The sequence below is a fragment of the Litorimonas taeanensis genome (assembly GCF_003634015.1).
GTDB lineage: Bacteria > Pseudomonadota > Alphaproteobacteria > Caulobacterales > Maricaulaceae > Litorimonas > Litorimonas taeanensis.
Genome location: NZ_RBII01000002.1, coordinates 122,337 through 147,350, shown reverse-complemented (window position 1 = coordinate 147,350; position 25,014 = coordinate 122,337). Strand labels below are relative to the sequence as shown.

The following is a 25,014-nucleotide window of genomic DNA, read 5'->3' as shown; positions in this document are numbered from 1 at the left end:
AGATTTTAACCCGCTGAATTTTGCAACATGTCCTCTGATTTTGCCAATGCCGTTTTGAACGGCGTTTATGAAGAGCTTGGCTTACCGGCGTTCTTCGCGCCCAAATCAGGCGCGCAGGGGCAGGACTGTTTGGTTTTGGCCGATCAAGGCGACGGCTCTTATAATCTCGGCGGGTTCGACGTAACGGCCGTGCGTAATATCTATACGGTGCGGCGCTCTGAAATTCCCATTATTGTGGTCGGCGATATTATCACCTTCCCTGCGATTGATGGAACTGATTACAAGGTCAACGCTGCGCCGCGCTTGCTCGATAGTGACAAGGCCGAATGGACGCTCGAATTGGTCGAGGTCTCGGCATGAGTTTCGAACTCGGCCTTGCCGTTCAAGGCAAACTCGGTGATTTTATCGAAGGCGAAATTCACGCGATTGAGCGCGGGGCTATGGATGCGGCTTACCGCATGGAAGGCCGCGGTAAGCGCGCCTTGCGCGGTGATGTTGAACGTGGCGGTTTGGGGCCTAAATTGGCAAAGACATGGCGCGCGCGGGTTTTCCCGTCTCGAGCCTTATCGATGGAACCGAAAGTTCGCTTTGATAATAAAGCCGCGGTTATTATCAATGCTTTTGAAACGGGCGAAACGATTAAATCGGGTGCAGGGCATTACCTGCCAATTCCGACGGCTGATTTTTTATCATCAATATCCGCGCGTGCACGTTCGCAAAATAGAAAAAACCTCATCAAATTAGCTGAATCCCGTTTCGGGCGTTTACGATTAATCCCTGTTAAGGGAAAAAAAATCGGCCTTTTAGTCGCGGATGGTTTGCAGAAATCTCGCAGCAAACGGGGCGGATATCGGACGGCCTCTGATACGGCCCGCCGAACAGGGCGCACCGAAGATGTGGTTTTATTTGTTCTCGTGCCGCAAGCCCGCCTGAAAAAACGCTTGAACTATAAAGCAATTGAGCGGGATTTGGCGGCGGATTGGAGCGCATTTCTGGCGCGGGGTATCGCCGCTTCTCTTGAAAATGGGCGAGTCGATTGATGGCGTATCAAACAGCGACAGGCGCGCGAGCGGCCTTTCTGGCAAAACTTCAAACCCTCGAAGGTTTGGAGGCGATTGCCGAAGACGAACTTGATCCCAGCCATCTGGGCGAAGACGATGTTTTTGTCACGGTGCAAGAGGGCAATGACGTGCTCGTCGAAACCTTAATCGGCGCGACGCGGCCGCTTTATGAAGTCTATTCCGAGGCCAGTTTTGATATTGTGACCCTGCATAAGGATAAGGCCAAAGAGGCCATCATTCGCGCGCGGGTTATTGAGGCAATCGAAACAGATCCGCGCTTGGGGGACGCCGTCGATGACGTTCTGATTATTGGCGCGACAAACGATGTCGAACCAGAGGCAGGGGCTGAAAAATCTCGCGCCACCCAGATTACAATTCAACTTCACTACACTTCGACCAGTCCGGTTGGATAGAGAAAGGCTAAGTTCTTATGACGGATGAAAACAAGACAGATAATAAGGCAGCTGAAAAAAAGGCTGATGAAACTCTTATCAAGACGGTGACATCAAAACCTAAAACCGTTCAAGAAGGTCTTCGCCCCCTTGAAAAAGATGGTGCGCCGGCGGGCTATACTTACCGGCTTTTACTTAAAGATAGCCCTGTGTATGGCGCGCGCGGTACCATCGCGACCTTAACTTTGGCGGAAGCCAAAGCTTTAAAAACGGGTGAGGCCCGTATTCCCACAGATAAAGAAAAAGGCATCGGGCTGCGATAGGTCGCGGCCACTCTTTCATTCTCTCATCAGACCCTCTTAAAAGGAGACTTCCATGTCACAAATACGCGGTAAATCCGTCCCTCTTTACTTTGGCCCTCAAGCCGACCTTAAAACCGCCGCTGTTGCGGACAGCTACCACAATAGCTTCATGTATTCCATTTCACCTGGCGGAGGGCAAAGTTTTGAAGCGGACCCGATTCTGGGCGGTAACTTGAATAACAATCGTGATGCCTCAGCGCCAGCGCCTGGGCTTGCCGATAGTGCCTGTTCTCTTGTTCTGCCTGGCTGCCTTAATCATTTGGGTTATGCGCTCAATATGATGTTTGGCGCGCCGACCTTTACAGCGGGCATTGATAGTGCACCTAATAAACGGGTTTATACATCCGGCAAAGACGCTCTACCCGCCACAACACTGGCTTACAGTCTCGCAGCGGATAAGCATCGCCGTGTACTGGGCTTTGTTGGTGGCCAGATGACTTTTAATTTAGGCCGCAATGCAGGTTTTGCGCGGATTAATGTGGCGGGCGCTGCACGAAAAGTTGAAAAACTGACTGACCTTTCTTTGGGCACAGCCAGCACAGCTATGGGTCTTTTGCGTTACGCGGCTTATCGCGGTATTTTCCGCGTTGACGGCATCGCAGAGGCCAGTTTACTCAGCGCCGCTCCTGTTTATAACAATAACCTAGAGACAGCAGAATTTCTCACAGACGATGCCTTTATCGGTGATATTTATCCGGGGGAGGGCACTTTTTCTTCGCCGATTACCGTTCGCTATAAAAACGAAACTTATGCCAATCTCGCCGCCGACGCCTTTAGCGGTGAGGATGGTCTTTTCCCCGTTGAAATTGAATTCCAAGGCGCAGGCGAGGCAAAGCTCATTTTAAAAGCGCCTAATTGCCGTGTCGCGCCAACCACAGAGCCGATAACAGGCCCGGGCGGGATTGATGTGCAATATGAAATCATGGCTGAGCAAACCGTCAATGATCCAATGCTAACGGTTGAGCTTTATAACTTTGTCGCAGAAAACGACTATCTATAATGGTTTTAATGCTTAGCCCCGACAAACAATCTCGCACACTGTCTCTGGCGGGAGGGGACGTAACAATAACGGTCGCTTACGCGGATATTGTTACGCGGACAGCGGCGCGAAATAAAGCCGCCTCTAAAATGCGAACCCTTGCGGATGGCGGCGAAGTCTTATCCGACTTTGGATATTCGCCTGATCATCTTGACGCTTTGACAGAGCCTCATGTTTTAATGGGATTTTCAGAACTTGCTTACGCGGTTGAGCTCGGTGTTTTGATCATTGAAAGCTGGACAGGGGTTGAAACGCCTTCAGGCGAAAACATCAGCGTGTCTCGTGCCGCGATCACCGAAGTTATGAAACAAATTGGATCAGACTTTATCGACCAAGAGGCGCGCGCAGCGGATAAGGTCATCTTGGAGGGAAACGTCTTTTCGCCCTCGCGCAATGGGATTGGCGCGGCGGCGGAAAATATTGCAAATCCTGCAAAGACGACAATGCCCCCTGCGCCCAAGGCGAAAAAGGCTTAGACGGTAAAAGATGTCCTTTTGTCGACAATGCGCCGACATCAATCGAGGGGACGGCTGCGCTTCAATCGGCGCAGGGCGGGGCGTGGCGTATTGGCCCTATGGGCAGATTAACGGGCTTGGATTTTAACGACGCGATGAGCCGTCTTTCAGCAGCAACATCGGCGGACAAAGAAACCGCCGCCTATTTTTTACGCTGTATCGAAGGGGGTGCGTTGGCGGGACAAGCCGACCCGCTTGAAAAGCCCCTTTCTGACCCGGATGTTGAGTAAACATTATGCAACGCAAATCAGGTAAGATTGTTATAGAGCTCACCAGCACAGGTGGAGAGCGCCTGCGCAAGGATCTCATTGCTCTTGGCCCTGCTGGAGAAACCGCGCTTAAGAGGCTGGACCGCGCGACCAAACAAACAGCGCCCGGATTTAATTTTCTCGATAGCTCGGTCAAAGAGCTCGAAGGGTCGTTGGATGGGCTCCAATCTCAGGCGGGGCCATTGGGCCGAATTTTAGGGGGTCTGGGGCCTGCGGGGAAGTTTGCGGCGGTTGGGATAGGCGCAGTCGCTGTTGCGGGCGCTAGCGCGCTTAGAGTCGCGCTGGACGCCGCAAAAGCGTTTGACCAAATGGCTAAATCCGCAGATGATTTGGGACTTGGTACGGATAGTTTTCAGGCTTTAAAGGCCGCCTCGGCTCAGGCCTCTGTCGAATTTGGGCAAACAGAGGCGGCGCTACGACAATTTACCCGTGCTGCCGCCGAAGCCTCAACGGGCCGAGGGGAATTATCTGAAAAGCTTAAAAATTCGCACCCAGAGCTTTTAAAATCAATTCAGCTTGAAACAACCATGGAAAGTAAGCTGAACGCGGTCGCGCGGGCTCTGAGCCAAGCGCGAAACGAAGAAGAAAAAACCTTAATCGCGACAGCAGCCTTTGGGGAGAGCGGGCGCTCCATGATCCGTGTTTTGGGCGATCAGGAAAACGCAATTGAGGGCCTGATTACCGAAGCGCGCAATATGGGCTTGGTGATTGATGAAGCGGTTTTGCGGAAATCCGAAAAAATGTCCTCAGAACTTTCGATTTCAGCTCAGGTCATAGACTTGCAATTGAAATCCGCTTTCGTCGACCTCGCGCCTGTCATTGTAACGGCGACCGCCAAATTCGCAGACTTCGTCAGAAGCTCGAAAGATTTTGTAAATGGCTTTAAAGGCTTAGAAAAAGTGGATAATCGGCAGGCCATTCTCCGTCAGAACAAAGCCGCCGAAGAGCAAAACCAAATTCTAAAACGGCGTTATGACCTTTTGCGAAGTCAGCCCAATGTTGATGAAAATTTAACTCTATTAGGGAAGCTAAAAGGGGATTTAGGGGTTGGTGAGTTTATAAATGACCAAGGTAAGGTTTGGACAAACCCTTATCTTGGAGTGTTAGATAAACAGCTTGAGAAAATTCAAACTAAACTTGCAAAAATTCAAGAACGTCGTGAGGGTTTGCTCAAAGAAGAAGGTGAAGATGATGGTGAAAAAAAGCCGCCATCTAAAACGTCCAACGATTACGTCGCCGCTCAAGAAGCCGCAATTGCCGCCGCGCGCCGCCGCGCCGAAGAAGAACGCCTTGTGGCACGGATTGTCGCGGACAGCCTGACTCCGACTGAGCGTTATACGGCTGAACTGGAAAAACTGAACGCCGTTCGATCCCGCCTGTCGGATAAGCAATATCAAGCCGCACTGAAAGAGCTGCAAACCACGCGCGATGAATCGATTACGCAGCTGGAAAAAGAAACCCGTCTAAAACAACAAGCCGCCGATTTATCTTTGGCCTTGGCTGATGCCATAAACGCGGTCCATTCACCGCAAGATATTTATAATAATCAGCTGCGCGCGTTGAACGAGCTTAAACCCTATTTATCTGTCGAAACTTATTCCGCGCGACTTAGAGTTTTGAAAACTGACCTTGAGGCCGCCAATCAAGCCGAAGCGGAACGTCTTAAACAAATCGAAGCTGCCAAAGCGGTTAGGGCTTCATTGCTGACTGATCATCAAAGGCTTAATCTTGAATTAGAGCGGCTCGCAGGATTGCGGGCCTCTATTGGGGTTGAGGGCGGCCTTACCGAAGAGGAATATGCGCGCGCGATTAAAAAGGCGACAGAGGCCTATGAGGCACTGAATAAAAAAGGCGAAGGTCACGTCGATATTTTAGGCCAAATGGGGCAGGGTTTAGACAGCAATATAGCGAGCTGGAAAGATTTTAAGACGATTGCTTTGCAAACCTTAATCAAGATTGCCGCCGAGGCCGTCCTAACCAAGTCAAAACTGGATAGGCTGAGTGCAGGTGGCGGGTTAGGCGGGCTTCTTGAAACAATCGGTTCGGGCCTTGCGGGCGCGCTGGGGGTTGGCGGCTCTACCCCCACGCCGCAAACCGTAACAGCGGGCGTACATCACATCGGCATCGCCCAAGTCGGCAAAAGCGCATCAGTAACCCGAAATGTCAGCGCTGAAATTTTCAATCAAGCCCCGCGTTATCATCAGGGTAAAGCCCAAATTGGCTCGGATGAATATCCTGCCATTTTGCAAGCCAATGAACGCGTCTTTTCGGCCAGTGACAACCGCGCGCTGATTGCGGCCATCAACCGCCCTTCTGCGGCTTCGGCGGCGGTCCACGTGCCGATTAAAATGACGGTAATAAACAATGCCAATGCTCAGGTTGAAACCGAAGAGCGCCAGAACCCAAGCGGCGAACGCGAACTCCTTCTCAAGATAGATAAACGGATTCAAACAGGAGCGTTGGCGGCGCTGCGCTCCCCCCAAGGACAAAAGACCATGAAACAAACCTATGGCTTTCGGCCGAAATTAGGAACCGCCTAAGTGACCCCAGTGTCTTGGCCTGCGGGCCTGCCCGGTAATCAAGGGCAAATTCGTAAGGATGGATTTCAGCCTCTACCTGCCGATAATATGCGGGTTTCCGATATGGAAGACGGCGCGAAATCCGCCCGTAAATTCACAATTGGCTGGTCAAAACATAAGGGCGTTTGGCGGTTTTCTCTCGGCGAATTCGCTATATTTAAAGCCTTTGTGCGCGATGAGCTCAAAGACGGCATTCGGCCTTTTACCTATAATCCGCCTCTCTCCTCCTACACGGTGGCGGCGTATTTTGTCCCCCAAGAAGGCGGTCGGGCATATGTTCCCTCGCCGGGGCCCGGCGCGAATATGTTTGTCAATTTCGAAGTAAGGTTTCTCGACCGTGCCCTCTCCTAGATATTTTCGTCATGCCACAGCCAGTGTTTCTGAGGATGTGGATTTATTTCTCTTGCGGCTTTCCTGCGCGGATTTCCCCGATTGGGCTGATTTAACGGCGGAAGATTTTGAGGACTTCCCACTGAATTGGGAGGCTGGCACAATGTATTTTGTTGATAATACAGAGCCCATCACCTCCCAGGGGAAAACCTATATTCCTTGGCAGTTCGAATTCACCCCGCCTGCGCAAGGCGACGATGTTTCTGCCGCCAATTTACGCTTTGAAAATATTGATCGCCGCATTGGCGAAGCCGTAAAACTCTTGCCATCCGATGCTGAAATTATAGTGGAGGCGGAGCATATTCTCGCCGCCACCCCTGATATCATCGAGGAAAGTTTTACCGTCTTTAAAATTTCAACCATTCGGCTCCAGCCGCTTTCCGTTGAAACAGATATGTCTCCGCCAGATGACAGCTTGGAACCCTTTTGTTCCTACCGTTTTCACCCTGCCGTCACCCCCGGGGTTTTTGCGTGATGTCCAGCCCAAATAATGTGAGCCCGCCCTTGGGCTGGCAGGCCCCCTATATTGGTCTGCCTTATGATTTTCATGGTTATGACAGGTCGGGGCTTTCATGCTGGGGCTTTGCTTGTTTGGCTTGGCAGGAACAAGCGGGGGTTTACTTACCGCATTTTGCCGAAGATTTACCTGCCAAAGGGGAATTCTCAACCGCCCGAATTCGAGCGGTCAATGCCTTGGTCGTGCAAGAAGTCAAACTCTGGGATAAACTCAGCGCGCCCCGTCCTCTCAGCCTTGTCCAAATGCGGCGCGGGAAAAACATCACGCATATCGGTGTCTATGCCTTTGGCGGCTGGGTTGTTCACGCGGATGAAACGGCCAATGGCGGCGCAGGCGCGGTCGTGCAAACGCCCTTACATGAATTAAAGCATCAAATAACTGGATATTATTGGCCATCAGAGGCTTTGCTTTCGGCGGCGCAAAAGGATGAAAATGTCCCACTCAATTAGCGCTGAAAAGCTCGATAGGTTTTGCCAGCCACGGCTAGTGAATTTTGTGGCTGGCAAGTCTCTCTTAGAGGTAATGAATGCCGCGCTGCCAGACCCCATCTTGCGCGCGCATGCCGTGATTTTAATGGCCGGCGAAATTATCCCCCGCAAGAATTGGTCGCATATTCGGCCAAAAGCACAAACACGGGTTCAAATTGGATTAAAACCTGCGGGGCAAACGGGTAAAAAAATCCTCAAAACTGTGCTCATTATCGCCGTTGCCGTTGTCGCCGCTTGGATTGCTGGGCCGACGGCGGCGGGCGCCTTTCTCTTTGGGTCTAAAACGGCGGCGGCCGTGGCGGCGGCAGCCTTCACCTTAACCGCTAATCTTGCGATTAATGCGCTTTTGCCTGTTCCAACCACCTCTGGCAATGCACGCGCTGAGACTGATCCGACCTATAGCCTCCAAGGCACACAAAACCGCCTGCGTCCGCGCGAGGTTGTAGAGGTCATTCTGGGTGAGCATCGCTACACACCCAGCCTTATCACCGAGCAATATCAAGAACCTGTTGGAGATGATATTTGGATATCTTTTGGCGTTTGCGTTGGTGTTGGTGATTACGTGTTTTCAGATTGGCGTCTGGGCGACACTCCGCTCTCAAATTATTCAGGGGTAGAGATCCAAGAGCAAGCAACGCAAGACGCGCCTCGGCAGACCCTTATTCCTGGGGATTTCACCCAAACTGATTTGGGGGTGGATTTAGACACGACTTGGCATATCGAGCGCACAGCCGATGATGTCGCCGATATCGATGTTATGCTCTCTTTTGCTCGAGGCCTTGGCACGTCAGATGACTCCGGTAATCCGCAATCCGTCTCTGTCACTGTCGACGTTCAATATCGTGTGGTTTATCCTGATGAAGGCGCCGGCGAAACCTATGGAGATTGGGAAAATGCGGGGCCCAATAATGGCGCGGTCGCAGATAGCTATTGGGATCCTGAAATGCGCGGCGGGCGCTATGATTATTGGTCTAATTTTTCCACCTTTTCTGAATATCACCAAGCCGTTATTTCGCAATCAAATGGGTTGTCAAAGACATATCGCCGTTCTGACATCAAACCCTTTGCAGATCGCATCCGTTTTTCAGTACCGCCCGGCCGCCAATATGATGTGCGGGTTCGCCGAACGACGGCCAAAAACACGGACTCCCTTGTTGCGAATGATGTCTCTTGGTTCAAGCTCAATAGCTGGTCAAAAAAGGATCTAACGCCAGAGCCAAAACTTGCCACGGCCTTTTTCCGAATGAAGGCCTCAGGAGAACTCTCTGGGCTAGTCTCGAATTTGAATGTGCGGGCTCAGAAAATTATCCCGACATTTAACGCTGACCCTGAAACCTTTGACCCGGCTCTGGCCAGCGCGGCGCATTGGGACAACAATCCAACACCCAGCCGAAACTGCGCGGATGTATTGCTCGATGCGGTACGCGGCGCGCATACGAAACGCCCGACGCCTGACACTGAAATTTACTGGCCTGATTATGCGGCCTTCTGGCTTTGGTGTGATGAAAATAATTATAATTTTGATTTACCTATCGCGCAGGATTTAGCGCGGCGCGAAGTCGAAGAAATGATAGCCGCTGCGGGGCGCGGACGGGTCTTTCGTGGATCTGATGGAAAAAAACATATTGCCATTGATCGCCCAAGGCTAGAAGGCCCAAGCCAAATCATCACCCCAAAAAATGCACGGGGCTTTGTCTTTACCCGCACTTTCAGCCAAGCCATTCACGCACTTAGAATTCCATTCACAAACCGAGATAATAATTTCCAAGATGACGAAGTCACGGTTTACGCCCCGGGATTTGACGCATTGTCGGCAACAGAGTTCCAAGAGATTTCAACCCCAGGGCAGACACAATATGACCGCGTTTATGAAAGCGGGGATTATTATCTCTCTTCGGCGAGGCTGTTATCAACTGTTGCCAATTTTGAGATGGACATAGAAGGGACAACGCTTCAGCTCGGCGATTTCGTCCGTCTACAACACCCAATCTTAAATTCTGTGGCTGACTCGGCGCGGATTCTTTCTGTTGCGGGAAACTCACTTCGTCTTGATAAACCCATAGAATTTGGTCTCGGAGAAGACTATATTTTACGCTATCGAAAAATCTTTGACCATGAAGATGGAACGGCCTCTATCGAGGCGCAAGGCTGGGTCTCAATCCTCAACCCCGAACTGACCACAGACATCATTACATTGGGCGAAGCCTTGCCAGAGGGTGTTGCCTTAGATCCTGATGATTTAGTGATTATTGGGATAGCCGGCGAAGATAGTTTTGAAGGTTTGGTAAAACATCTTGAGCCCTCAGGCCCGCGCCAATTTGATGTTGAATTAGTCGCCTATTTGCCAGAGCGCCTCACAAAGCCTGCTCTGCCCGAACATGTTCCGTCTGGCCCAACCAATTGGACGGCGCCGCCCTTACCGCTTTTGATTGGGGTCACATCCAGCCGCGATTCCATTACCGTCACTTTTGATTTGCCCGATGGTTACAAATCTGGCCTTGCTGGATTTGAAACCCGTTATTGGCGTACAGGCGGCGCAGGCGAAGATGTCTCCCCTATAACAGGCCCCACACTTTCGCCTGACGCGCGTAAATTTAGCTTTGAGGCGGGGCTTCCTGACCGTCAATATAATGCTGAAATCAGATCTGTTGATTTTGACGGGCAACGCTCAAGCCCGCTGCTTGTCGAGAATATTACCAGTGCGAGTTTCGTGCCTGCGCCGCTCGGCGCCAGCGCTATTGGACGGGTTCAAACCAATTCAGACGGCGTCAAATTTCCTGTCGTAGATATTCAGGTTAACCCTGTTGATCCCGCTATTTTTGAAACGCTTTTAATTGAACGTAGAGTTTCAGGTTCAACTGACTGGGGCGCGCCGACAACAGCCCCTGCTGAAAACCCTACCAAAACACTGACTGGATTAACGCCCGGCGTCCCTATCGATATCCGCCTGTCTTGGCGTGATGTGCGCGGGTCTGTCACGGCCTTATCGGATAAGGTTGTTCTGACGGACATTGCTGTGCCGTCCGAATTCACGGCTGGCAATTCTGTCGCTATAGGCGGACAGCCTGCAGATGAAGTTTTAGCCCATATTCAAACCGCTCTAAGCGGGGTTGACGACCTTGTTGAAACTTACGGCGACACAGTTTCAGCCGCGCAGAGTGCGTCTGAGGCTTTGGGTTTTAAAGACGCCGCAGAAGCCCATGCTCAGACGAGCGCGGCTGCACAAAACTTAGCTGAGATAGCCCAAGGCGCGGCTGAAACCGCGCTTACAGCCGTTCAAGGTTTAGAGACGTCTGCGCAGTCAGCCAAGACCGCCGCCGAAACCGCAAAACTCGCCGCGGAGACAGCGCAGTCCTCAGCCGTTACGCATTCCGAAATGTCAGTGTTGGCGGCTTCAAAAGAGGGATTAACCGTAAATCCCTATTTTGAGTTAGGCGATAAAGGTTGGGATACGCAATATAACACGCATAGTGTCTTAGAGACATATGCGGGCCGGCAACATGTTCTCAGACTGCCGCAAACAAGATTTAATGTATATTCGGCGGAAAGAATCCCTGTGGCTCAGGGCAGGACATATAAACTTAGTGGCGCCTACCGAACAGATAGCACAGTTACGGCCCAATATTATATAGGTGTTCAGACATTTGACGCCTCTGGTAATGTCACAGGCAGTGATGCTGGGTATTTATACATTGGTGTGCCGGGGCATTTTACCAAAGACACGGATGGATGGATTGACTTTGAAAGCGACCCTGTATCCCACACAGGCATTGACCCTTCAGCCCCATTCAAATTCCCCGCGGATTGCACACAAGTCAGGCTGGTTATTTTCAGTGATTATAACAGTGAAGCCAATGATGACAGCTATTTTGATACACTGCTTTTTTGCGATATTACCGAGTCAGACGCCGCGCTTAAAAGTGCCTTAGCGTCGGCAAGTTCGCAAACCGCTGCGGGCGCCAGTGCTACGGCCGCAGAACAGAACGCTATTATTGCTTCCTCTGAAAGAGTATTGGCTGAAACGGCCAGAAGCGGCGCGGAAACAGCAGAAACTAATTCTGCGCAATCGGCTTCAGACGCGCAGTCTTCAAGCGCTCAAGCTTCAACCTTCAAAGACCAAGCCGCAACAGCGGCCACAAACGCAGGTGATTTTGCGACAGCAGCCAATAGCAGCGCCAGCCTCGCAGAAGGATATGCTGACGATAGCGAACAATCTGCGTCCGCCGCCAATCAGGCGAAATTAGCGGCTGAAACCGCCGAGAGTAACGCTGCCATCAGCGAGACCAATGCCGCCACATCAGAGACAAATGCGGGTAATTCTGAGACAGCGGCCTCGTCTCATGCAGCGGCGGCCAATCAACACCGCCTTGAGGCTGTTGCAGCTAAGGATGATAGCGAAAACGCTGCCACGGCGGCGGCGCAAAGCGCGGCCTCTGCTGCGGCCTCTGACACCTCTGCGGGCCAATCCGCCTCCGCCGCAGACACATCAAGAGTGTCTGCCGAAACCGCCGAGAGCAACGCCGCCATCAGCGAGACCAATGCCGCTTCATCAGAGACAAATGCGGGTAATTCTGAGACAGCGGCCTCGTCTCATGCGGCGGCGGCCAATCAACACCGCCTTGAGGCTGTTGCAGCTAAGGATGATAGCGAAAACGCTGCCACAGCGGCGGCGCAAAGCGCGGCCTCTGCTGCGGCCTCTGACACCTCTGCGGGCCAATCCGCCTCCGCCGCTGACACATCAAGAGTGTCTGCCGAAACCGCCGAGAGCAACGCCGCCATCAGCGAGACCAATGCCGCTACATCAGAGACAAATGCCGAGGGGTCTGCCGTCGCTGCTTTGGCGGCTCAAACGCTTGTGGCGACAACTCAGGCGGACATAGAATTTTCTCAATCCAAACAATATGATCAAGATTTTTCTAAGGGCGATTATTGGGTGGGGGGATATACCTTATCGCAAGCCCAGCTGGATGCGGCCCCACCTGCTCAAGAGAGCTATAGTAATATAACGATTGAAGATGTGTCGGGAGAAGGCAAGGTTTTAGAGCATGCTGGCTCTACTCTTCGCATCATTAGCGAAAGATCATCTCGGCCTTTCATTGAAAACCAAATTGTTAAACTGACAATTCGTAGGCGTTTAACAACAGGAACCGAAACCCTATCCTATATCTCAATCGTCGGATTAACAGAAACTGGGGCGTATAGTGTTTTTACCAGTAAATCTATGTCTGCCCAGACTGTGGCTGACGGATGGCTCAACAGAGACATTGAATTCAATCCTTTCGCGCTAAGAGCTGCGGCCACAAATGGCTTTGAAAATGCGTCCACTTGGCGCTTTGCCTTTGATACGGCGCGCGGAGGGTCATCAGATTGTATCGCTCAAATATCCTTCGTGGCCGTAGAAGATATAACGCAAACAAAGCTAGCACAAAGCGAAGCACAAGCGGCGGCCACAAGTGCCGCCGAGGCGCTGGCTTCCGAGGGCGCGGCTGGAGCTTTTGCTTTTGCCTCTGACGGGAGCGCAACCGAAGCGCAGGGTTATGCAGCAAATGCAGCGACGTCTGTAACGCAAGCCTCTGCTTTCGCCGATGACGCAGAAGATGCAAAAGATGCCGTTGTAGCTGCCGAACTTCGTATCAACACCGCTGTTGAAACAGCTGAAAGCCACGCTGATACGGCTATTGAACAATCTACGAATGCGGCGGCGGCTGCGGCATCAGCTCAAAACCTTTATGTGGCAAGCGCAGCTATTCGATCAGGGGCAATCAATCCGAATAGTACGTTTGAGACATATGACAGCGGCGTTTTACCTGACTCTTGGACGTCCTTAGGAGGCGCCGGTGTTTCAGTGGCTGGAGGCGTTTCGCCTTATGCTTTCCAACAAATCAGTGATGGCGCTTCGGGCGCAGGTATCCGATATCTGTCGGCAGATGATAGTCGTTTCAGCACAGGATATTGGCTGATTTCGGCTGACATCACACTTGAAACGGGAACATTAAACGGGTCTGGTCTTCAGATTATCACCAGAAATGCGGCCTCTACATCTCTGGCTAGTTATACGTTGAATTTTTCCAGCGAACCAGACAGTTCAGGTAATATTATTGGCGCGGGCGTTCCAGGAAAACGGTATAGATTTTCAAAGCTAATACACTGTCAGGATGGCGCCGAGGCCATATTGGATTTAAGGGCTTATACGACAGGCGCTTTGTTTGGATTGAATCAAGGCTCTCGGACTATTACTTGGCATAAAGCCGCCATAGCCCCCTCTACACAATCCGACATTGAAGCCAGTAGGGTTCCAAATATCATTGCAGAGTCAGCCTTGACGCAGGCCGCTGTTGTCGGTTTAGAAAATTACGCGGCCGCAGGGGCCACCCTCTCTGTCAGAGCGAATAACGAAATATCGGGTCTATATCTTCGCGCTTCAGACACAGGAACAGTTACAGAATCTGACTTTATAATGTCTGCTGACAAGCTCCGCCACGAAGCTGATGGCGAGGTTATCTGGTATTCTGATGCGAATGGGATGACCTTAAACAAGGCCCTGCGCTGGGTGGGTGGCGGCACGCCCACAAATCCAACCACGATGTATGTTCTGGGTCTTGGTTTCGGCGCGAATAGCGATTTAATGGAATGGTTTGGGCCCTATTCCGCCACAGTAGATGGCTGCACGAAGACAAATGGAAAGAGGGCCAAAACCATTGATGGGGAAAGCTATCTGGAGGGCGGTAAGGAAGGCGGCACGCCTATATCAGCGAGTAACAGCTCAACAGGAACAACCGCAGAAATCACATCTATTGGCTCAAATGGAAACACAACCGAAGCCACAATGGCGTTTCTTCGGACGGGCAATCGAACCTATTGGAGCTCTACGGATGCGGGAAACACCTCTTATACCAAGGGCGCGGCGACTCTGAAACTCTACAGAGAAGAAGGCAGCTCAGGATATGTCCTCGCCCATACACTCAGTGTGACGGGCATCGTCACGCGAACAACAAGCCCATACGACCCAGAATTTGGTCAATATCACGTCAGTGAGACCTTTCACATGTCGGGCACCTATGTCCATGAACAAGTGAGTTCTTCGGCCGAGACCTATAATTGGAAAACGGTCATCGACAGCGAAAGCGATCTTCCTACCCCGACAACGGGTGCACTCGCATGGACTTTCTCTAGGTCCGTTTCAATCTCCATCTTTGAACCTTCGAATTAAAGGATAAACAATGACTAAATCGAGTTTTCAGCAATCTGCCGATGCACAAGCCGCCGCAGCAAGCGCCCAAATCGAAGCCGCCGAACAAAGCCAATTACAAGGCATGGTCGACATTTTTAATGATCTGTTTTTGATATTCGAAGGGCCTATTGCCGATATTGATTACCTTATTGAGACGATGCCGTCCAAGGTGGTGGGCATGGCTGAAATCATCCAATGCAGAAAATATTTTGAAATGGTTTTAAAAAAGAAACATGCCGAAATGGTGGCAGCGCTGGCTGAAAGTAATTCAGAAACTGAGAGCAATTCAGAAACTGAGAGCAATTCAGAAACTGAAACTGAAAGCAATTAATACCCAATCAAAAGAGTAATGCGATGTCATCCAATTTGTCAGGTCATAAATCAGGCTTTCGCTGGCCCACCTTATCCGAAGCTTTGATCACGGCGCTGGCCACAATTGTGGTGGCGGCCGGGACATTTATTGGCGGGTCTGTGAAAGATATTACCGAGGAAAGAGACTCGCAGCGCGAGGCCAGATATGTGGCCGAGCGGGACCTCTATTCGTTGCGAACGCTTTTCGGCGCCGTCCTTGCCAAGGCCCCAGAAGACATAACGATTTTAGAAATGCGCACAGCTTTGAATGATAACCTTGTCAGCTTGGCAGAGTTAAAACAATTAGTGAAATCGGCGCGCGCCTTTATTTGGATTAAAAAAAGAATTGTCTTATCGGACGGCTCTGTTCGTTATGTCATGGTTCAGTGCAGTGATTATTATGCTTTGCATCTATTAAGCCGGTCAGCCCAGTTTTACGTCGGTAAAACAGATGCCGAGGTCTATGACACAAAAACCGCTGCCGAGTTTTTCAAGGCGGATGAGAAAGCTTGGCGGGACGGATATGTCGATAATTTAGAATATAGTTTCTATTCCCGATTGACGGATAAACAATATGTTTTCGAAGGCGCAAAATGGCGCTTTGCCGCGAACGACAATGACTATGTCGCGGGGCTCGGTGAAATTACTGAAATATCAGCCCCCAAATAATAAACCAAATAATCTCTTAAAGCCTTACTTTTCACACGCGTTCCTCGGGACGCTTTTTTTATGGAAAACGCTATGACTCATCGAAAGGAAACATCATGCGAAAATTCTTCACCAACCCTCTCTCGGCTTTGTTCTTTGCGGGGCTTTTGTTTATTATCTTATTTTTGGGGTCTCTCTTCCCGTCTGATTTTGTCCTGGCACAAGTCATTCGATTTGTGGCGATTACAGGCTTGCTTTCGGGGCTTTTACCTTGCGCGGCGTGGTTTGTTTGGCGCATTCGCGCTGTCTATCATGATGAAATTAAAGGCGTTCCAGACGACCTGTCTGCGGCGGCGCGCGCCGGGCTTACAGGCCAGCTTTATATTGCCATTGCTTTGGTGTTTGTGGCTGGCGCCATCCTCCTCAGCGTCTGATCAAGTCGGCCCTGTTTGGCCGTCAAAATTTACCGCCTGCGAGGTTTACATTGATGATATCAGGGCGGCGGTTTCCCGCCGCTTCCCTGATGACTTTCAATATCCAACCGTTTGGGCGGCGCAGCTTTATCAAGAAAGCCTTTGCAATCCTGCGGCGCGCTCCCCTGCTGGCGCGGGCGGAATTGCGCAATTTATGTCCGCCACGGCGGGCGATATTTCGAAACAATTTGGTTTTGATTTTGACAGGTTTAATGCCCGCCAAGCCATTGATAAGGGCGCTTACTATCAGGCAAAACGTACGGCCCCGTGGCGACGACGATATCGAACACCTGAACAGGCCCATGAATTAGGGCTCTGTGCCTATAATGCGGGGATGGGGAATTGCCTTAAAGCGCAAAAACTATGCGGGGATGCGCGCCTGTGGAAAGATATTGCACCTTGTCAGGGCCGAGTTACGGGCCGCCATGCCGCTGAAACGATTCAATATATAAAACGAATTAAACAGTTTTCAAATGAGATATCCGATGCGAGCCCATGGGATATTCCGACAGGCTGGCGCCAAGAAATAACCCAGTCTCGCAGACAGGCTTTATTTTCAGACTTGCCTGTTCAGCGCCATTTTACGGGCCAAAGCTGGTGCAGCTTTTTCCCCCTCTGGGGCGGCTGGGCCACGGCGGGCCACTGCCATGATGAAATTGAAAGGGCAAAACAAACGCACGGTTTCCCGCCGCCTTTTTTGGATGGGCTGACGCCCTCTTATGCCTCTGAAATTGATGCGGCTTTTTATGGTGTAAGCTTTCCAAAGACCTCTCCGCGAAACATAGAGGCAGGCGAAATTGTTGAAATCATAGGTTATCCCGCAGGGGCTGACGGCCTCGCTTATCGCAAGGGTTACGCCTATTTAAAACGGGCCTCTGGCGGCGAAACATATGCGATGGGTGGATATATTGTGGTTTTTGAAACGGGTCCCCGCCCGACATTTGAACGCGAGCCTGTGGTTGGGGGAATGTCTGGCTCTCCGGGTCTGGACAGTCACGGCCAGCCTATTTGCATCGTCGTCAATCAAAATGGGCAAACAGATCTAACGGGTGATGGCCGGCCAGATAATTCTATGGATTGCGTATCTCTCGCGGATGCGTGGGAGGTGCTGCGCTAATGTTGTCTTTTCTTCTAAAGCCTAAATTTTTATTCGGATTGGGCGGGGTCTTGGCGCTTCTTGGTATGGGCTTATTCATTCGGGCACAAATCCTTGATTACGGAAAGGCTCAATTCGCGCTTGGGGTCTCCCGCACTGAACGGGCCTTTGCAGAGCAGGCGCAAAAAACCAAGTCCAAGCTGGACGACAATGCCGACGCTGCGGCGGCCGAAGCTGACAAAACGGACTCCGTTTATATTGAGGTCATCAAAGAGGTCGCCGCCATTGATGCGGCCGTCATCGCCGAAAACACGGCCCTTCGAAACACGCTTAAGTCATTAAAATTGGAGATTGAAAATGCGAACCCTATTTTGCCTGATTGCGCTACTACCCCTTTGCCTTCTACCAGCCTGTCAATCCACACGGACATTGACCGCCTCTTACGAAGCCGTTGAAATTCCCCTTCCTGCCAAACCCATTGACCCCGTTGACCCTGAAATCAAACGTGCCCCGCCAAAACCGGCTTTGCCCATTGCCTCAGATTACCACAGCGCGGATGAGAGAGCGCAGCGCCTAGGGCTTTGGTCTATCGAGCTGCTAAAATGGGGCCAAGGCTTGGTAGCCGCGATTGAGAATCGCGAAACAGCCGCGGCCCAATTGATAAAGCGTCAGAATGAAGAGCGGCGTTTAGCCTTAGAAAGACTGGCGGCGCTGAAGGGTGATTAGATTAACCTTCCGAACGTTTACAAGCTAGCTAAGAGCGAGCTCTTGATTTATCATCTTGAGGCAATTTAGGTTGAGTTATTATGGTTAAAAACCCATCCTCAAGGTCACAGCGAATTTGTTCTGATGCTGAAAAAAGCGCTTTGCTGGTGGATTCCGCAGCAAATCCAGTGGCCCCCGCAATGCCTATCTCGCTAAAGTATTTATCAGGGTTCCAATAACCGACTTGCTTTAATCGCTGTATAACGGAGTGAGATTCCATCATATGCTTTGATAAGTACCTTTGATCTTGAGTGATCCGCCGCATTGGCCGATTTATTCCTTCCCGTCTTTCATGCCATTCTTGATTTAGTTGTTCATACTCACGCGCATTTTGCTGTGAGATAGTGTTAGCAATGTCTTCAGCAACTCGCTTGGCGTCTTCTGATAACCTTTTTAACCTTGGTTTTGACGCATATCGGTGAACAACATGACGCCAATTTCCATTACCGAATGTGAGCAAAACTCCAACAAAAAGAAGGATGAATAGCGTAATCTCTGTAATAAGGTTATTGTTGAGAGTGTCCAAAATCATCCTGCTCTCCTTGACGGCTTCAGACATATCTTCTGGAGCGGTAAATACCGATAGGACGAAAAATAGACCAGGAAGTATAACCTTTTGAAGTATAATCCAAATCCCGATTAACCAATAAAATATTCGCATAACCGAATGTTAGCATTAAGTTTTATTATTTGTGGAGTCATATTTACCTCATATACAAGGACTTAGAGAAACGCTTGGTGTGTTTCTCTAAGTCCGGAAATGAAATCACGATCCTGTTACTCGAACGTCGCAAAGATGAAGGCCACGACTTTAAGCTTTCTTTTGTTTTCCGCCGATAGATAGGCTGAAATGCACAGCAGGGAGTCCTTCGGTTTGCGGATCCCATGGCGAAAGATTTTGCGCAATGGCCGTCATCGCCAAGCGTGTTTCTTTAGAGAGCGAAGCCCCTTCTATATATCGTTCAATTGTGCGGCGGTCCTTGCCTAAGGCCTTCGCCGCTTTTGCGATACCGCCACGCGTATCAAAATCAAGTTCAGCCATCCAAGCTTTGAATATTTGTTTGTCTTCCATATTACTTTTAAATGTGATATGTATCTCGGTGAAGGCGACCCTTGCGGGCCACCTTCGAGGTTTAGCGTTTTATCTTAAATTCGATTTTGAGACCGAAAAATTTAAGGGTTAAACTAAACCAGAGATACTTGATTTTCACATCATTTACTCCTTTGTTACTCGGCGGGGCCACTCCCCGTCGATAACATTTTATACGACATTTTGTCGTATTATGCAAGAGAAAAACGACATTTTGTCGTATTATATTTACGCTTTGCGGCTATTATTCTACCTGTAAAATGGGATACGGGCGATTGCTGCGGCGGGGGATGATTAGACTAATCTTCCGATGATAACGGCCAGAAGGGCTAAGCTTAAACCTGTCACAATGCCGCCAGTTATCAGGCTGAAATTGGCGGACTGTCCTCCATCCTGACTGCCGTAATCAGGACTTAAATCATAGCCAGATAGTCCTTTATCGGCAGGTCTTATTCGCTTAATTTTTTGGACTTGAAACCCTTTGACGGCCCAATCTCGCCGCCATTCGGCCTCCAGTAAAGCGTCTGGCGTGTCTGTCCCGATAAGCTGCAGCAAACAATCTTGCCGGCTTGTGCCCGCAATAAAGGCCGTGCCGTGTTTGTCGAAAACGGCGTGAGTTAATTTTGAGTTTTGCACCAAGCGTGTTTACGCCCTTGCCACCGCGCCGCCAAGCGCGATTTTATCATATGTTCGCCGTACCATTGCCCATAGGCGTAACGAACTTTGACTAATTTTCGTCCATAACGGTCGTCACTTCCGCTCGGCTTTATCCAAACTTTTCTGTTCAATAATAGGATTTCGGCTTCGGCTGTGGCCAATTCACCTAGGCGGCGCTCCGCATCGCATTTATAACCATGACGTTTGTCAGCGGATGTTTCTGGCGTATCGATGTCAACCAGTCGGTATTTGATACCCTCCGCCCAAAACGTATCACCATCCACCACACGATCAACCGTGACCCAGTAACCTGGGGGCTTATTGCTTATCGGGGCTGCTTTAGCGCCAACACTAAAGAGTGAGCAAGCGGCGGTGAGTGAAAAAGCTATTGCCCAGATTTTGCCCAGAGGTCGGCGGTAAAATTGGACATAGCGGGGGTGTTTTGGGCAAGATTTACCAACCTTGAGGGGGTTAGGTAGCAAGTAAAAGCCTTTGTAAATCAATATGTTAATATTGGCGCACCTAGCACGATTCGAACGTGCGACCTCTGCCTTCGGAGGGCAGCGCTCTATCCAGCTGAGCTATAGGTGCTTCCAATGAGAGGCTCTTATGCCAATCGCGCGCGCTGTGCAATGATGGTTTCCATCTTTAATGCCTTGGGGTAGGGCGTATTATGATGAAAATTTGCCGCTTTTGTATCAGTCTGATATATGGATTGTTGATAACCGCTTGTAACGGCCCTTCGGGGCCGACGGAGTCCGTCTCGGACCGCGTGGCTGAAGCGCGGGCACGAAACGATGGGCCTGCGATTTGGAAAGTCACAGATTTCGATAGTACGCTATATTTGTTTGGTTCGATGCATCTCTTGCCCGACGATGCGAATTGGCTTCGTGATGACCTTAGGGATGTGGTGCGAGACGTTGGAACTGTGTTTTTTGAGGTCGACACTTCTGAAACGGGGCGCGCCGATGCGACGATTATAAGTGCGCGCCTTGGTCTTCGCCAAGATGGCTTACGTCTGGCTGACAGTCTCGATAATTATCAAATGAAACTTTTAGAGGCGGTGGCGCATAATGGGCAGATTTCAATAGCCAGTTTAGATTCTATGAAGCCTTGGCTTGCGAGTGAATATTTGACCCTAACGGCAGCGGAGCAAGCTGGATTGTCAGGTGATATATCGGCTGATGAAGCTTTGAAATCCATGGCAAGACGACAGCAAAAGAATGTGATTTATTTAGAGAGTGTTGAAGATCAAATACGCGCCGTATCGGACTTGCCGCAGAGCCTTCAGCTAGAAATTTTAACAGAAACGATGGAGCAGTTTGACGATTTAGGCGCGCAATTAAAACGTCTCTCTATTGGGTGGTCTGTGGGTCAAACCGATTTTATGAAACAACAAATGATAGATCCACTTCGCCAAGACGCAGGAGAAATGTACCGCTCTGTTTTGGTAAACCGCAATAAGAAATGGGCCGAAATCCTTGTGCCTCATATGGAGGGCAGTGGGGAAAGCCTTGTCGTGGTTGGCGTTGCGCATTTATTGGGCGAGGAAAGCCTGCTCACAGAATTTGAGAAGGCAGGGTATCAGGTTGAACGGCATTATGCATTTATGGGCGAGAATGTAATCTCGCCCACGGAATTAACGATTGAACGTCCTGGGGATGAGAGCCGCTAAAATGCGGCTCTGATACCTGTGAAGGCCCCTGCGCCCGCAGAGCGGTAGCCAAAGACTTCTTGATAATCTTCGCTAAGAAGATTGGTTCCGCGTACATACACACCAAAGTGATCATTTATATCCACAGCGATATTTAACCCGACCAAAGTATAGGCATCGAGCTCAACGCGTTGGAATGTACCAAAGTCTGTATCGAGCTGGGATCCAGTGTGATCCGCGCTTAAGGTAAAGCTAACAGTGTCACTGGCTTGCCATGATAGCGTTGCGCTTGCGAGGAAATCGGGGCGTCGAATTTCTTCGATTTCATTCTCGCTACTGTCTAGAAAGCTAGCTGATCCATCTAGGGTAAACCGATCTGTCAGAGACCAATTAGCCGCAACTTCAATGCCTTCACGTGTGCTATCCGTGGCAAGATTGATAACAGAGGACGTAAAATCGGGATTAAAAATTGTTGTGATTTCGTCTTCGAGGTCTGAATGGAAATAATCGATAGATACATTTAAATCGCCAAACGCCTGCTCATACCCTAAAGAATAGCCAAGTGATGTCTCGGCTTTCAAATCGGGATTACCTGTGAAACGGCTATTTGGGAAAAATCCGAACAACTCTATCAGGGTTGGGTTTTTTACTCCCGTCCCAACAGAGCCCCGCAAACGGCCATTCCAATTAAATCCATAGCCTGCGCCTACGCGCCATGTCGTTGTATCTGAGAACACGTCATTTATATCATGACGGACTGATCCCGTGAGATCCAAATTGTTTTGGCTAAATTTATAATCCGCAACGAGTCCGTAATTATAAATATCAGGCACATCCTCATCGCCCTCAAATTCATACTCTTCCCGTTCGACTTCTCCAAGCACGGTAAAGCTGTGAGCCTCAGCAAAAGTGCGTTTCGCGGCCCAGCTGGCATTTTGGCGAGTGCCTGTGGTTTTCGTCGCAAAGCTGGCTTTCGTGTCAGTCTCGGTTTCAACCATATTTGACTGCACAAGATGCTCAAATCCTGCGAGAGAGAAACGGGCGTCGATACGGGCCGTCGTGGTTTTTACATCGGTTTCACTATCAGAATTGTCTAAGCGCCCATCGAATATAAAGTTCTGATCAGGCAAATCTTCGTCATATTCAGAAGTGCGCAGATTAACGGCGCCATTCGCCGAAAACGTGACAGAGCCAAGGGCGAAATTATTCAGGCCAAGGGCGAGGCGGCGACTACTGGAGCCGTCTTTCTCTCCGCCAAGACCGGAGACATCAAATCCTTCCGTATTAAAGGCATTCCCATTAACAGTCAGGGCCGCGCGGCCTATGGGTATGACGCCTGTGAATTGACCTTCAACCGTGCCGCGGCTCCCCGCTTCGGCAGAGGCACGCCATTGCTTGGTGACATTTCCTGTACGCGTAATGATGTTGATAACGCCGCCGACAGCGTCTGGGCCATATAGCGCGGATTGTTCTCCACGAAGCACTTCTATTTTTTCAACGTCTTCACTACGCAGTCCGCCAAAATCAAAGGCGCCGTCTGAGGGGTTATTTACTTCTACACCGTCAATAATAACAAGGACGTGGTTTGCTTCGGAACCGCGCAAGCGAATCTGCGTCAGGCTACCGCCGCCGCCAGATTGAGAGACTGCAAGGCCTGGAATAGTACGCAGTAAATCCGTAACAAATGCTTGATTACGAGCTTCTATATCGGCGGCAGTCAAGATGCTGACGGGGCTCGTTAAAGTATCGGTATCCGCTGTGTCGATGAGGCTGCCAATTGAGATGATATCATCGCGGTCATTTGCTGTATTTTGTGCCCAAACAGTGGGGGCTAAGGTTGAGAGGGCCACGCCCAATAATAGTCGTTTCATGTCACACTCCATTATATCCTGCCAATGTGCAGGGTGACGGTTTCAGTTGTGTCGTCATTGGAGCGGAGCCCGCAGGTTCCTCCATACGCTTTGGGCATCCCGACCAAGCGCGCTGGCGACGTGTTGGCAGGTCTTCTGACTTAGGGTTTAGTCGAGGCGGCACGTCTTCCCAGTTTCCCAGTGACATTTGTGTCGCCTCTCGCCCTTCACAGCGGCGGGAGCCGTCGGACAATCACAGTCCGTTCCCATATTCACAGATGTTTCCATCTGACCAACGGGGGGGCTTTAGGGCTTTGGGTGAGAGAATCAAGTGTAAATTTATTGCATATAAAGAAATCTTTATATTGATATTTAGGGGAGGCCTGTTAAATAGCCCTACGCAATAGGAATGCCTTATGTCGAATTGGTCGAAAATCGAAGACGCCGTCAAAAATCGTATCATAATGCTCGATGGGGCCATGGGCACAATGCTGCAAAAACAAAGCCTTCAAGAAGATGATTTCCGCGGCGAGCGTTTCCAAGACTGGCCTTCTCCCTTACAGGGGAATAATGATTTACTTGTCCTGACCAAGCCTGAAGCCGTTGAAAAAGTACATCATGCCTTCCTAAAGGCCGGGGCTGATTTGATAGAGACGAACAGCTTTAATGCGACGACGATATCACAAGCCGATTATGATATGGCTGAACTAGCGCCAGAGATTGCTCGCGCTGCAGCGCAGATAGCGCGAAAATGCGCGGATGAATGGACAGCGAAAACCCCTGAGAAACCTCGATGTGTGTTAGGGTCTGTTGGCCCCATGAATAAAACCTTATCTATCTCGCCCAAGGTCGAAGACCCTGGCTTTCGCGATGTCACTTTTGATGAAGTGAAAGAGAGTTATATTGGCCAGATCGAAGCCATGATTGATATTGTGGATGCGATTTTGATTGAGACCGTCTTTGACACACTCAATTGCAAAGCGGCCATTGCAGCTACGCATGCTGTCTTTGATAAGGTTGGGTATAAAAAGCCTATTTTGATTTCAGGTACGATTACCGACCGTTCGGGGCGTACACTTTCGGGTCAAACGCCCGAAGCCTTTTGGATTTCGATAGCGCACGCAAACCCATTCGCTGTGGGTTTAAACTGCGCATTGGGCGCAGATGAAATGCGGCCCCATATCGAAGCCATATCGCGCGTCGCCGATACTTATGTCATTGCCTTTCCGAATGCAGGTCTCCCGAATGCATTTGGGGAATATGATGAAACACCCAGTGATATGAGCGGACAAATTACGCCATGGGTCGAAGAGGGTTTTGTCAATATTCTGGGCGGTTGTTGCGGCACAACGCCAGAGCATATCGCAGCCATTGCCCAAGCGGCAGAAGGCATTGCGCCGCGTCATCCGGTTAAACCTAAAGCGACATTGCGTTTGTCAGGTTTGGAACCTTTTCAGATCGCTGTGTGATGAGGCAAAATAAAGAAATATTTTGCGTTGATGTTATTGACGCTCTTGGGCAGGCTTTAAGTAACCTCCCCCTTTACTGGGCTACATTACAACTCATGGAAAATCGTATAGTGACATG

25 protein-coding genes, 1 tRNA gene and 1 riboswitch are annotated in these 25,014 nt (G+C 50.3%); of the genes, 20 read left to right on the top strand and 6 right to left on the bottom strand.

What is annotated here, in order from left to right; all coding sequences use genetic code 11:
• Window positions 1-27 precede the first annotated feature (27 nt).
• From DES40_RS08550 to DES40_RS08475, 18 genes are all read left to right on the top strand, one after another.
• A complete protein-coding gene (locus DES40_RS08550) occupies window positions 28-360 on the top strand; it encodes a head-tail joining protein (RefSeq protein ID WP_121100776.1) in 333 nt (110 codons plus the stop codon).
• Window positions 327-1,040: a DUF6441 family protein gene (locus tag DES40_RS08545; RefSeq protein WP_147405877.1), complete on the top strand. Its 714-nt coding sequence runs from the start codon at window positions 327-329 to the stop codon at window positions 1,038-1,040. Before DES40_RS08550 ends, DES40_RS08545 begins: the two co-directional genes overlap by 34 nt.
• On the top strand, window positions 1,040-1,474 hold the full coding sequence (locus DES40_RS08540) for a hypothetical protein (protein WP_121100772.1): 435 nt from the start codon (window positions 1,040-1,042) through the stop codon (window positions 1,472-1,474). The genes DES40_RS08545 and DES40_RS08540 overlap by 1 nt, the downstream gene beginning before the upstream one ends.
• 17 nt (window positions 1,475-1,491) lie before the next feature.
• Complete coding sequence (locus DES40_RS08535) at window positions 1,492-1,776, top strand: hypothetical protein (RefSeq protein ID WP_121100770.1); 285 nt, start codon at window positions 1,492-1,494, stop codon at window positions 1,774-1,776.
• Between the two features lie 52 nt (window positions 1,777-1,828).
• Window positions 1,829-2,815 carry a phage tail tube protein gene (locus DES40_RS08530; RefSeq protein WP_121100768.1) on the top strand — a complete coding sequence of 329 codons (987 nt, stop codon included), beginning with the start codon at window positions 1,829-1,831 and terminating at the stop codon, window positions 2,813-2,815.
• Window positions 2,815-3,330: a hypothetical protein gene (locus DES40_RS08525; RefSeq protein ID WP_121100766.1), complete on the top strand. Its 516-nt coding sequence runs from the start codon at window positions 2,815-2,817 to the stop codon at window positions 3,328-3,330. The genes DES40_RS08530 and DES40_RS08525 overlap by 1 nt, the downstream gene beginning before the upstream one ends.
• Window positions 3,331-3,428: 98 nt before the next feature.
• Window positions 3,429-3,599 (top strand): hypothetical protein, encoded by a 171-nt coding sequence (locus DES40_RS13210; protein ID WP_170144941.1) that lies wholly within the window; start codon window positions 3,429-3,431, stop codon window positions 3,597-3,599.
• A 5-nt stretch (window positions 3,600-3,604) separates the two neighbouring features.
• The gene (locus tag DES40_RS08520; RefSeq protein ID WP_121100764.1) at window positions 3,605-6,178 is read left to right on the top strand and encodes a coiled-coil domain-containing protein; all 2,574 of its coding nucleotides are present in this window, start codon (window positions 3,605-3,607) and stop codon (window positions 6,176-6,178) included.
• Window positions 6,179-6,568: a hypothetical protein gene (locus tag DES40_RS08515; RefSeq protein ID WP_121100762.1), complete on the top strand. Its 390-nt coding sequence runs from the start codon at window positions 6,179-6,181 to the stop codon at window positions 6,566-6,568.
• Window positions 6,555-7,082 carry a hypothetical protein gene (locus DES40_RS08510; RefSeq protein WP_121100760.1) on the top strand — a complete coding sequence of 176 codons (528 nt, stop codon included), beginning with the start codon at window positions 6,555-6,557 and terminating at the stop codon, window positions 7,080-7,082. The genes DES40_RS08515 and DES40_RS08510 overlap by 14 nt, the downstream gene beginning before the upstream one ends.
• Entirely contained in the window at window positions 7,082-7,573 is a 492-nt protein-coding gene (locus tag DES40_RS08505; RefSeq protein ID WP_121100759.1) for an NlpC/P60 family protein, read from the top strand. Before DES40_RS08510 ends, DES40_RS08505 begins: the two co-directional genes overlap by 1 nt.
• Complete coding sequence (gpJ, locus tag DES40_RS08500) at window positions 7,557-14,822, top strand: TipJ family phage tail tip protein (protein WP_121100757.1); 7,266 nt, start codon at window positions 7,557-7,559, stop codon at window positions 14,820-14,822. Before DES40_RS08505 ends, gpJ begins: the two co-directional genes overlap by 17 nt.
• Window positions 14,823-14,832: 10 nt before the next feature.
• On the top strand, window positions 14,833-15,174 hold the full coding sequence (locus DES40_RS08495; RefSeq protein ID WP_121100755.1) for a hypothetical protein: 342 nt from the start codon (window positions 14,833-14,835) through the stop codon (window positions 15,172-15,174).
• A 23-nt stretch (window positions 15,175-15,197) separates the two neighbouring features.
• A complete protein-coding gene (locus DES40_RS08490) occupies window positions 15,198-15,863 on the top strand; it encodes a hypothetical protein (protein ID WP_121100753.1) in 666 nt (221 codons plus the stop codon).
• A gap of 95 nt (window positions 15,864-15,958) precedes the next feature.
• The gene (locus tag DES40_RS13205) at window positions 15,959-16,276 is read left to right on the top strand and encodes a hypothetical protein (RefSeq protein ID WP_170144940.1); all 318 of its coding nucleotides are present in this window, start codon (window positions 15,959-15,961) and stop codon (window positions 16,274-16,276) included.
• Window positions 16,227-17,432 (top strand): transglycosylase SLT domain-containing protein, encoded by a 1,206-nt coding sequence (locus DES40_RS08485; protein WP_170144939.1) that lies wholly within the window; start codon window positions 16,227-16,229, stop codon window positions 17,430-17,432. The genes DES40_RS13205 and DES40_RS08485 overlap by 50 nt, the downstream gene beginning before the upstream one ends.
• Window positions 17,432-17,866: a hypothetical protein gene (locus DES40_RS08480; RefSeq protein WP_121100749.1), complete on the top strand. Its 435-nt coding sequence runs from the start codon at window positions 17,432-17,434 to the stop codon at window positions 17,864-17,866. The genes DES40_RS08485 and DES40_RS08480 overlap by 1 nt, the downstream gene beginning before the upstream one ends.
• Complete coding sequence (locus tag DES40_RS08475) at window positions 17,841-18,137, top strand: hypothetical protein (RefSeq protein ID WP_121100747.1); 297 nt, start codon at window positions 17,841-17,843, stop codon at window positions 18,135-18,137. Before DES40_RS08480 ends, DES40_RS08475 begins: the two co-directional genes overlap by 26 nt.
• 28 nt (window positions 18,138-18,165) lie before the next feature.
• Here DES40_RS08475 and DES40_RS08470 read toward each other — a convergent pair whose 3' ends face one another.
• The 5 genes from DES40_RS08470 to DES40_RS08450 all read right to left on the bottom strand — a co-directional run bounded on the left by DES40_RS08470 (window position 18,166) and on the right by DES40_RS08450 (window position 20,514).
• Window positions 18,166-18,708 (bottom strand): hypothetical protein, encoded by a 543-nt coding sequence (locus DES40_RS08470; protein ID WP_147405875.1) that lies wholly within the window; start codon window positions 18,706-18,708, stop codon window positions 18,166-18,168.
• Window positions 18,709-18,987: 279 nt separating this feature from the next.
• Window positions 18,988-19,248 (bottom strand): hypothetical protein, encoded by a 261-nt coding sequence (locus DES40_RS08465; RefSeq protein ID WP_121100743.1) that lies wholly within the window; start codon window positions 19,246-19,248, stop codon window positions 18,988-18,990.
• 312 nt (window positions 19,249-19,560) lie between these two features.
• Entirely contained in the window at window positions 19,561-19,902 is a 342-nt protein-coding gene (locus tag DES40_RS08460; RefSeq protein ID WP_121100741.1) for a hypothetical protein, read from the bottom strand.
• The gene (locus DES40_RS08455; RefSeq protein WP_233345541.1) at window positions 19,884-20,405 is read right to left on the bottom strand and encodes a thermonuclease family protein; all 522 of its coding nucleotides are present in this window, start codon (window positions 20,403-20,405) and stop codon (window positions 19,884-19,886) included. Before DES40_RS08455 ends, DES40_RS08460 begins: the two co-directional genes overlap by 19 nt.
• Window positions 20,406-20,437: 32 nt before the next feature.
• Window positions 20,438-20,514 (bottom strand) — tRNA-Arg (locus DES40_RS08450).
• 82 nt (window positions 20,515-20,596) lie between these two features.
• Between DES40_RS08450 and DES40_RS08445 the strand changes: the two genes are divergently transcribed.
• Window positions 20,597-21,598: a TraB/GumN family protein gene (locus DES40_RS08445; protein WP_121100739.1), complete on the top strand. Its 1,002-nt coding sequence runs from the start codon at window positions 20,597-20,599 to the stop codon at window positions 21,596-21,598.
• Here DES40_RS08445 and DES40_RS08440 read toward each other — a convergent pair.
• On the bottom strand, window positions 21,595-23,448 hold the full coding sequence (locus tag DES40_RS08440) for a TonB-dependent receptor plug domain-containing protein (protein ID WP_170144938.1): 1,854 nt from the start codon (window positions 23,446-23,448) through the stop codon (window positions 21,595-21,597). The two genes, DES40_RS08445 and DES40_RS08440, sit on opposite strands and share 4 nt — an antisense overlap.
• Before the next feature lie 108 nt (window positions 23,449-23,556).
• Window positions 23,557-23,739: riboswitch (cobalamin riboswitch) on the bottom strand.
• A 104-nt stretch (window positions 23,740-23,843) separates the two neighbouring features.
• Between DES40_RS08440 and DES40_RS08435 the strand changes: the two genes are divergently transcribed.
• Complete coding sequence (locus DES40_RS08435; RefSeq protein WP_121100735.1) at window positions 23,844-24,896, top strand: homocysteine S-methyltransferase family protein; 1,053 nt, start codon at window positions 23,844-23,846, stop codon at window positions 24,894-24,896.
• Window positions 24,897-25,014 lie beyond the last annotated feature (118 nt).

Coding starts and splice junctions, on each gene's coding strand:
- DES40_RS08495 (WP_121100755.1), top strand. CDS start 14,833: ATGACTAAATCGAGTTTTCAGCAATCTGCCGATGCACAAGCCGCCGCA.
- DES40_RS08435 (WP_121100735.1), top strand. CDS start 23,844: ATGTCGAATTGGTCGAAAATCGAAGACGCCGTCAAAAATCGTATCATA.
- DES40_RS08440 (WP_170144938.1), bottom strand. CDS start 23,448: ATGAAACGACTATTATTGGGCGTGGCCCTCTCAACCTTAGCCCCCACT.
- DES40_RS08480 (WP_121100749.1), top strand. CDS start 17,432: ATGTTGTCTTTTCTTCTAAAGCCTAAATTTTTATTCGGATTGGGCGGG.
- DES40_RS08530 (WP_121100768.1), top strand. CDS start 1,829: ATGTCACAAATACGCGGTAAATCCGTCCCTCTTTACTTTGGCCCTCAA.
- DES40_RS08520 (WP_121100764.1), top strand. CDS start 3,605: ATGCAACGCAAATCAGGTAAGATTGTTATAGAGCTCACCAGCACAGGT.
- DES40_RS08545 (WP_147405877.1), top strand. CDS start 327: ATGGACGCTCGAATTGGTCGAGGTCTCGGCATGAGTTTCGAACTCGGC.
- DES40_RS08535 (WP_121100770.1), top strand. CDS start 1,492: ATGACGGATGAAAACAAGACAGATAATAAGGCAGCTGAAAAAAAGGCT.
- DES40_RS08540 (WP_121100772.1), top strand. CDS start 1,040: ATGGCGTATCAAACAGCGACAGGCGCGCGAGCGGCCTTTCTGGCAAAA.
- DES40_RS08470 (WP_147405875.1), bottom strand. CDS start 18,708: ATGATTTTGGACACTCTCAACAATAACCTTATTACAGAGATTACGCTA.
- DES40_RS13205 (WP_170144940.1), top strand. CDS start 15,959: ATGCGAAAATTCTTCACCAACCCTCTCTCGGCTTTGTTCTTTGCGGGG.
- DES40_RS08505 (WP_121100759.1), top strand. CDS start 7,082: ATGTCCAGCCCAAATAATGTGAGCCCGCCCTTGGGCTGGCAGGCCCCC.
- DES40_RS08550 (WP_121100776.1), top strand. CDS start 28: ATGTCCTCTGATTTTGCCAATGCCGTTTTGAACGGCGTTTATGAAGAG.
- DES40_RS08445 (WP_121100739.1), top strand. CDS start 20,597: ATGATGAAAATTTGCCGCTTTTGTATCAGTCTGATATATGGATTGTTG.
- gpJ (WP_121100757.1), top strand. CDS start 7,557: ATGTCCCACTCAATTAGCGCTGAAAAGCTCGATAGGTTTTGCCAGCCA.
- DES40_RS13210 (WP_170144941.1), top strand. CDS start 3,429: ATGGGCAGATTAACGGGCTTGGATTTTAACGACGCGATGAGCCGTCTT.
- DES40_RS08465 (WP_121100743.1), bottom strand. CDS start 19,248: ATGGAAGACAAACAAATATTCAAAGCTTGGATGGCTGAACTTGATTTT.
- DES40_RS08525 (WP_121100766.1), top strand. CDS start 2,815: ATGGTTTTAATGCTTAGCCCCGACAAACAATCTCGCACACTGTCTCTG.
- DES40_RS08490 (WP_121100753.1), top strand. CDS start 15,198: ATGTCATCCAATTTGTCAGGTCATAAATCAGGCTTTCGCTGGCCCACC.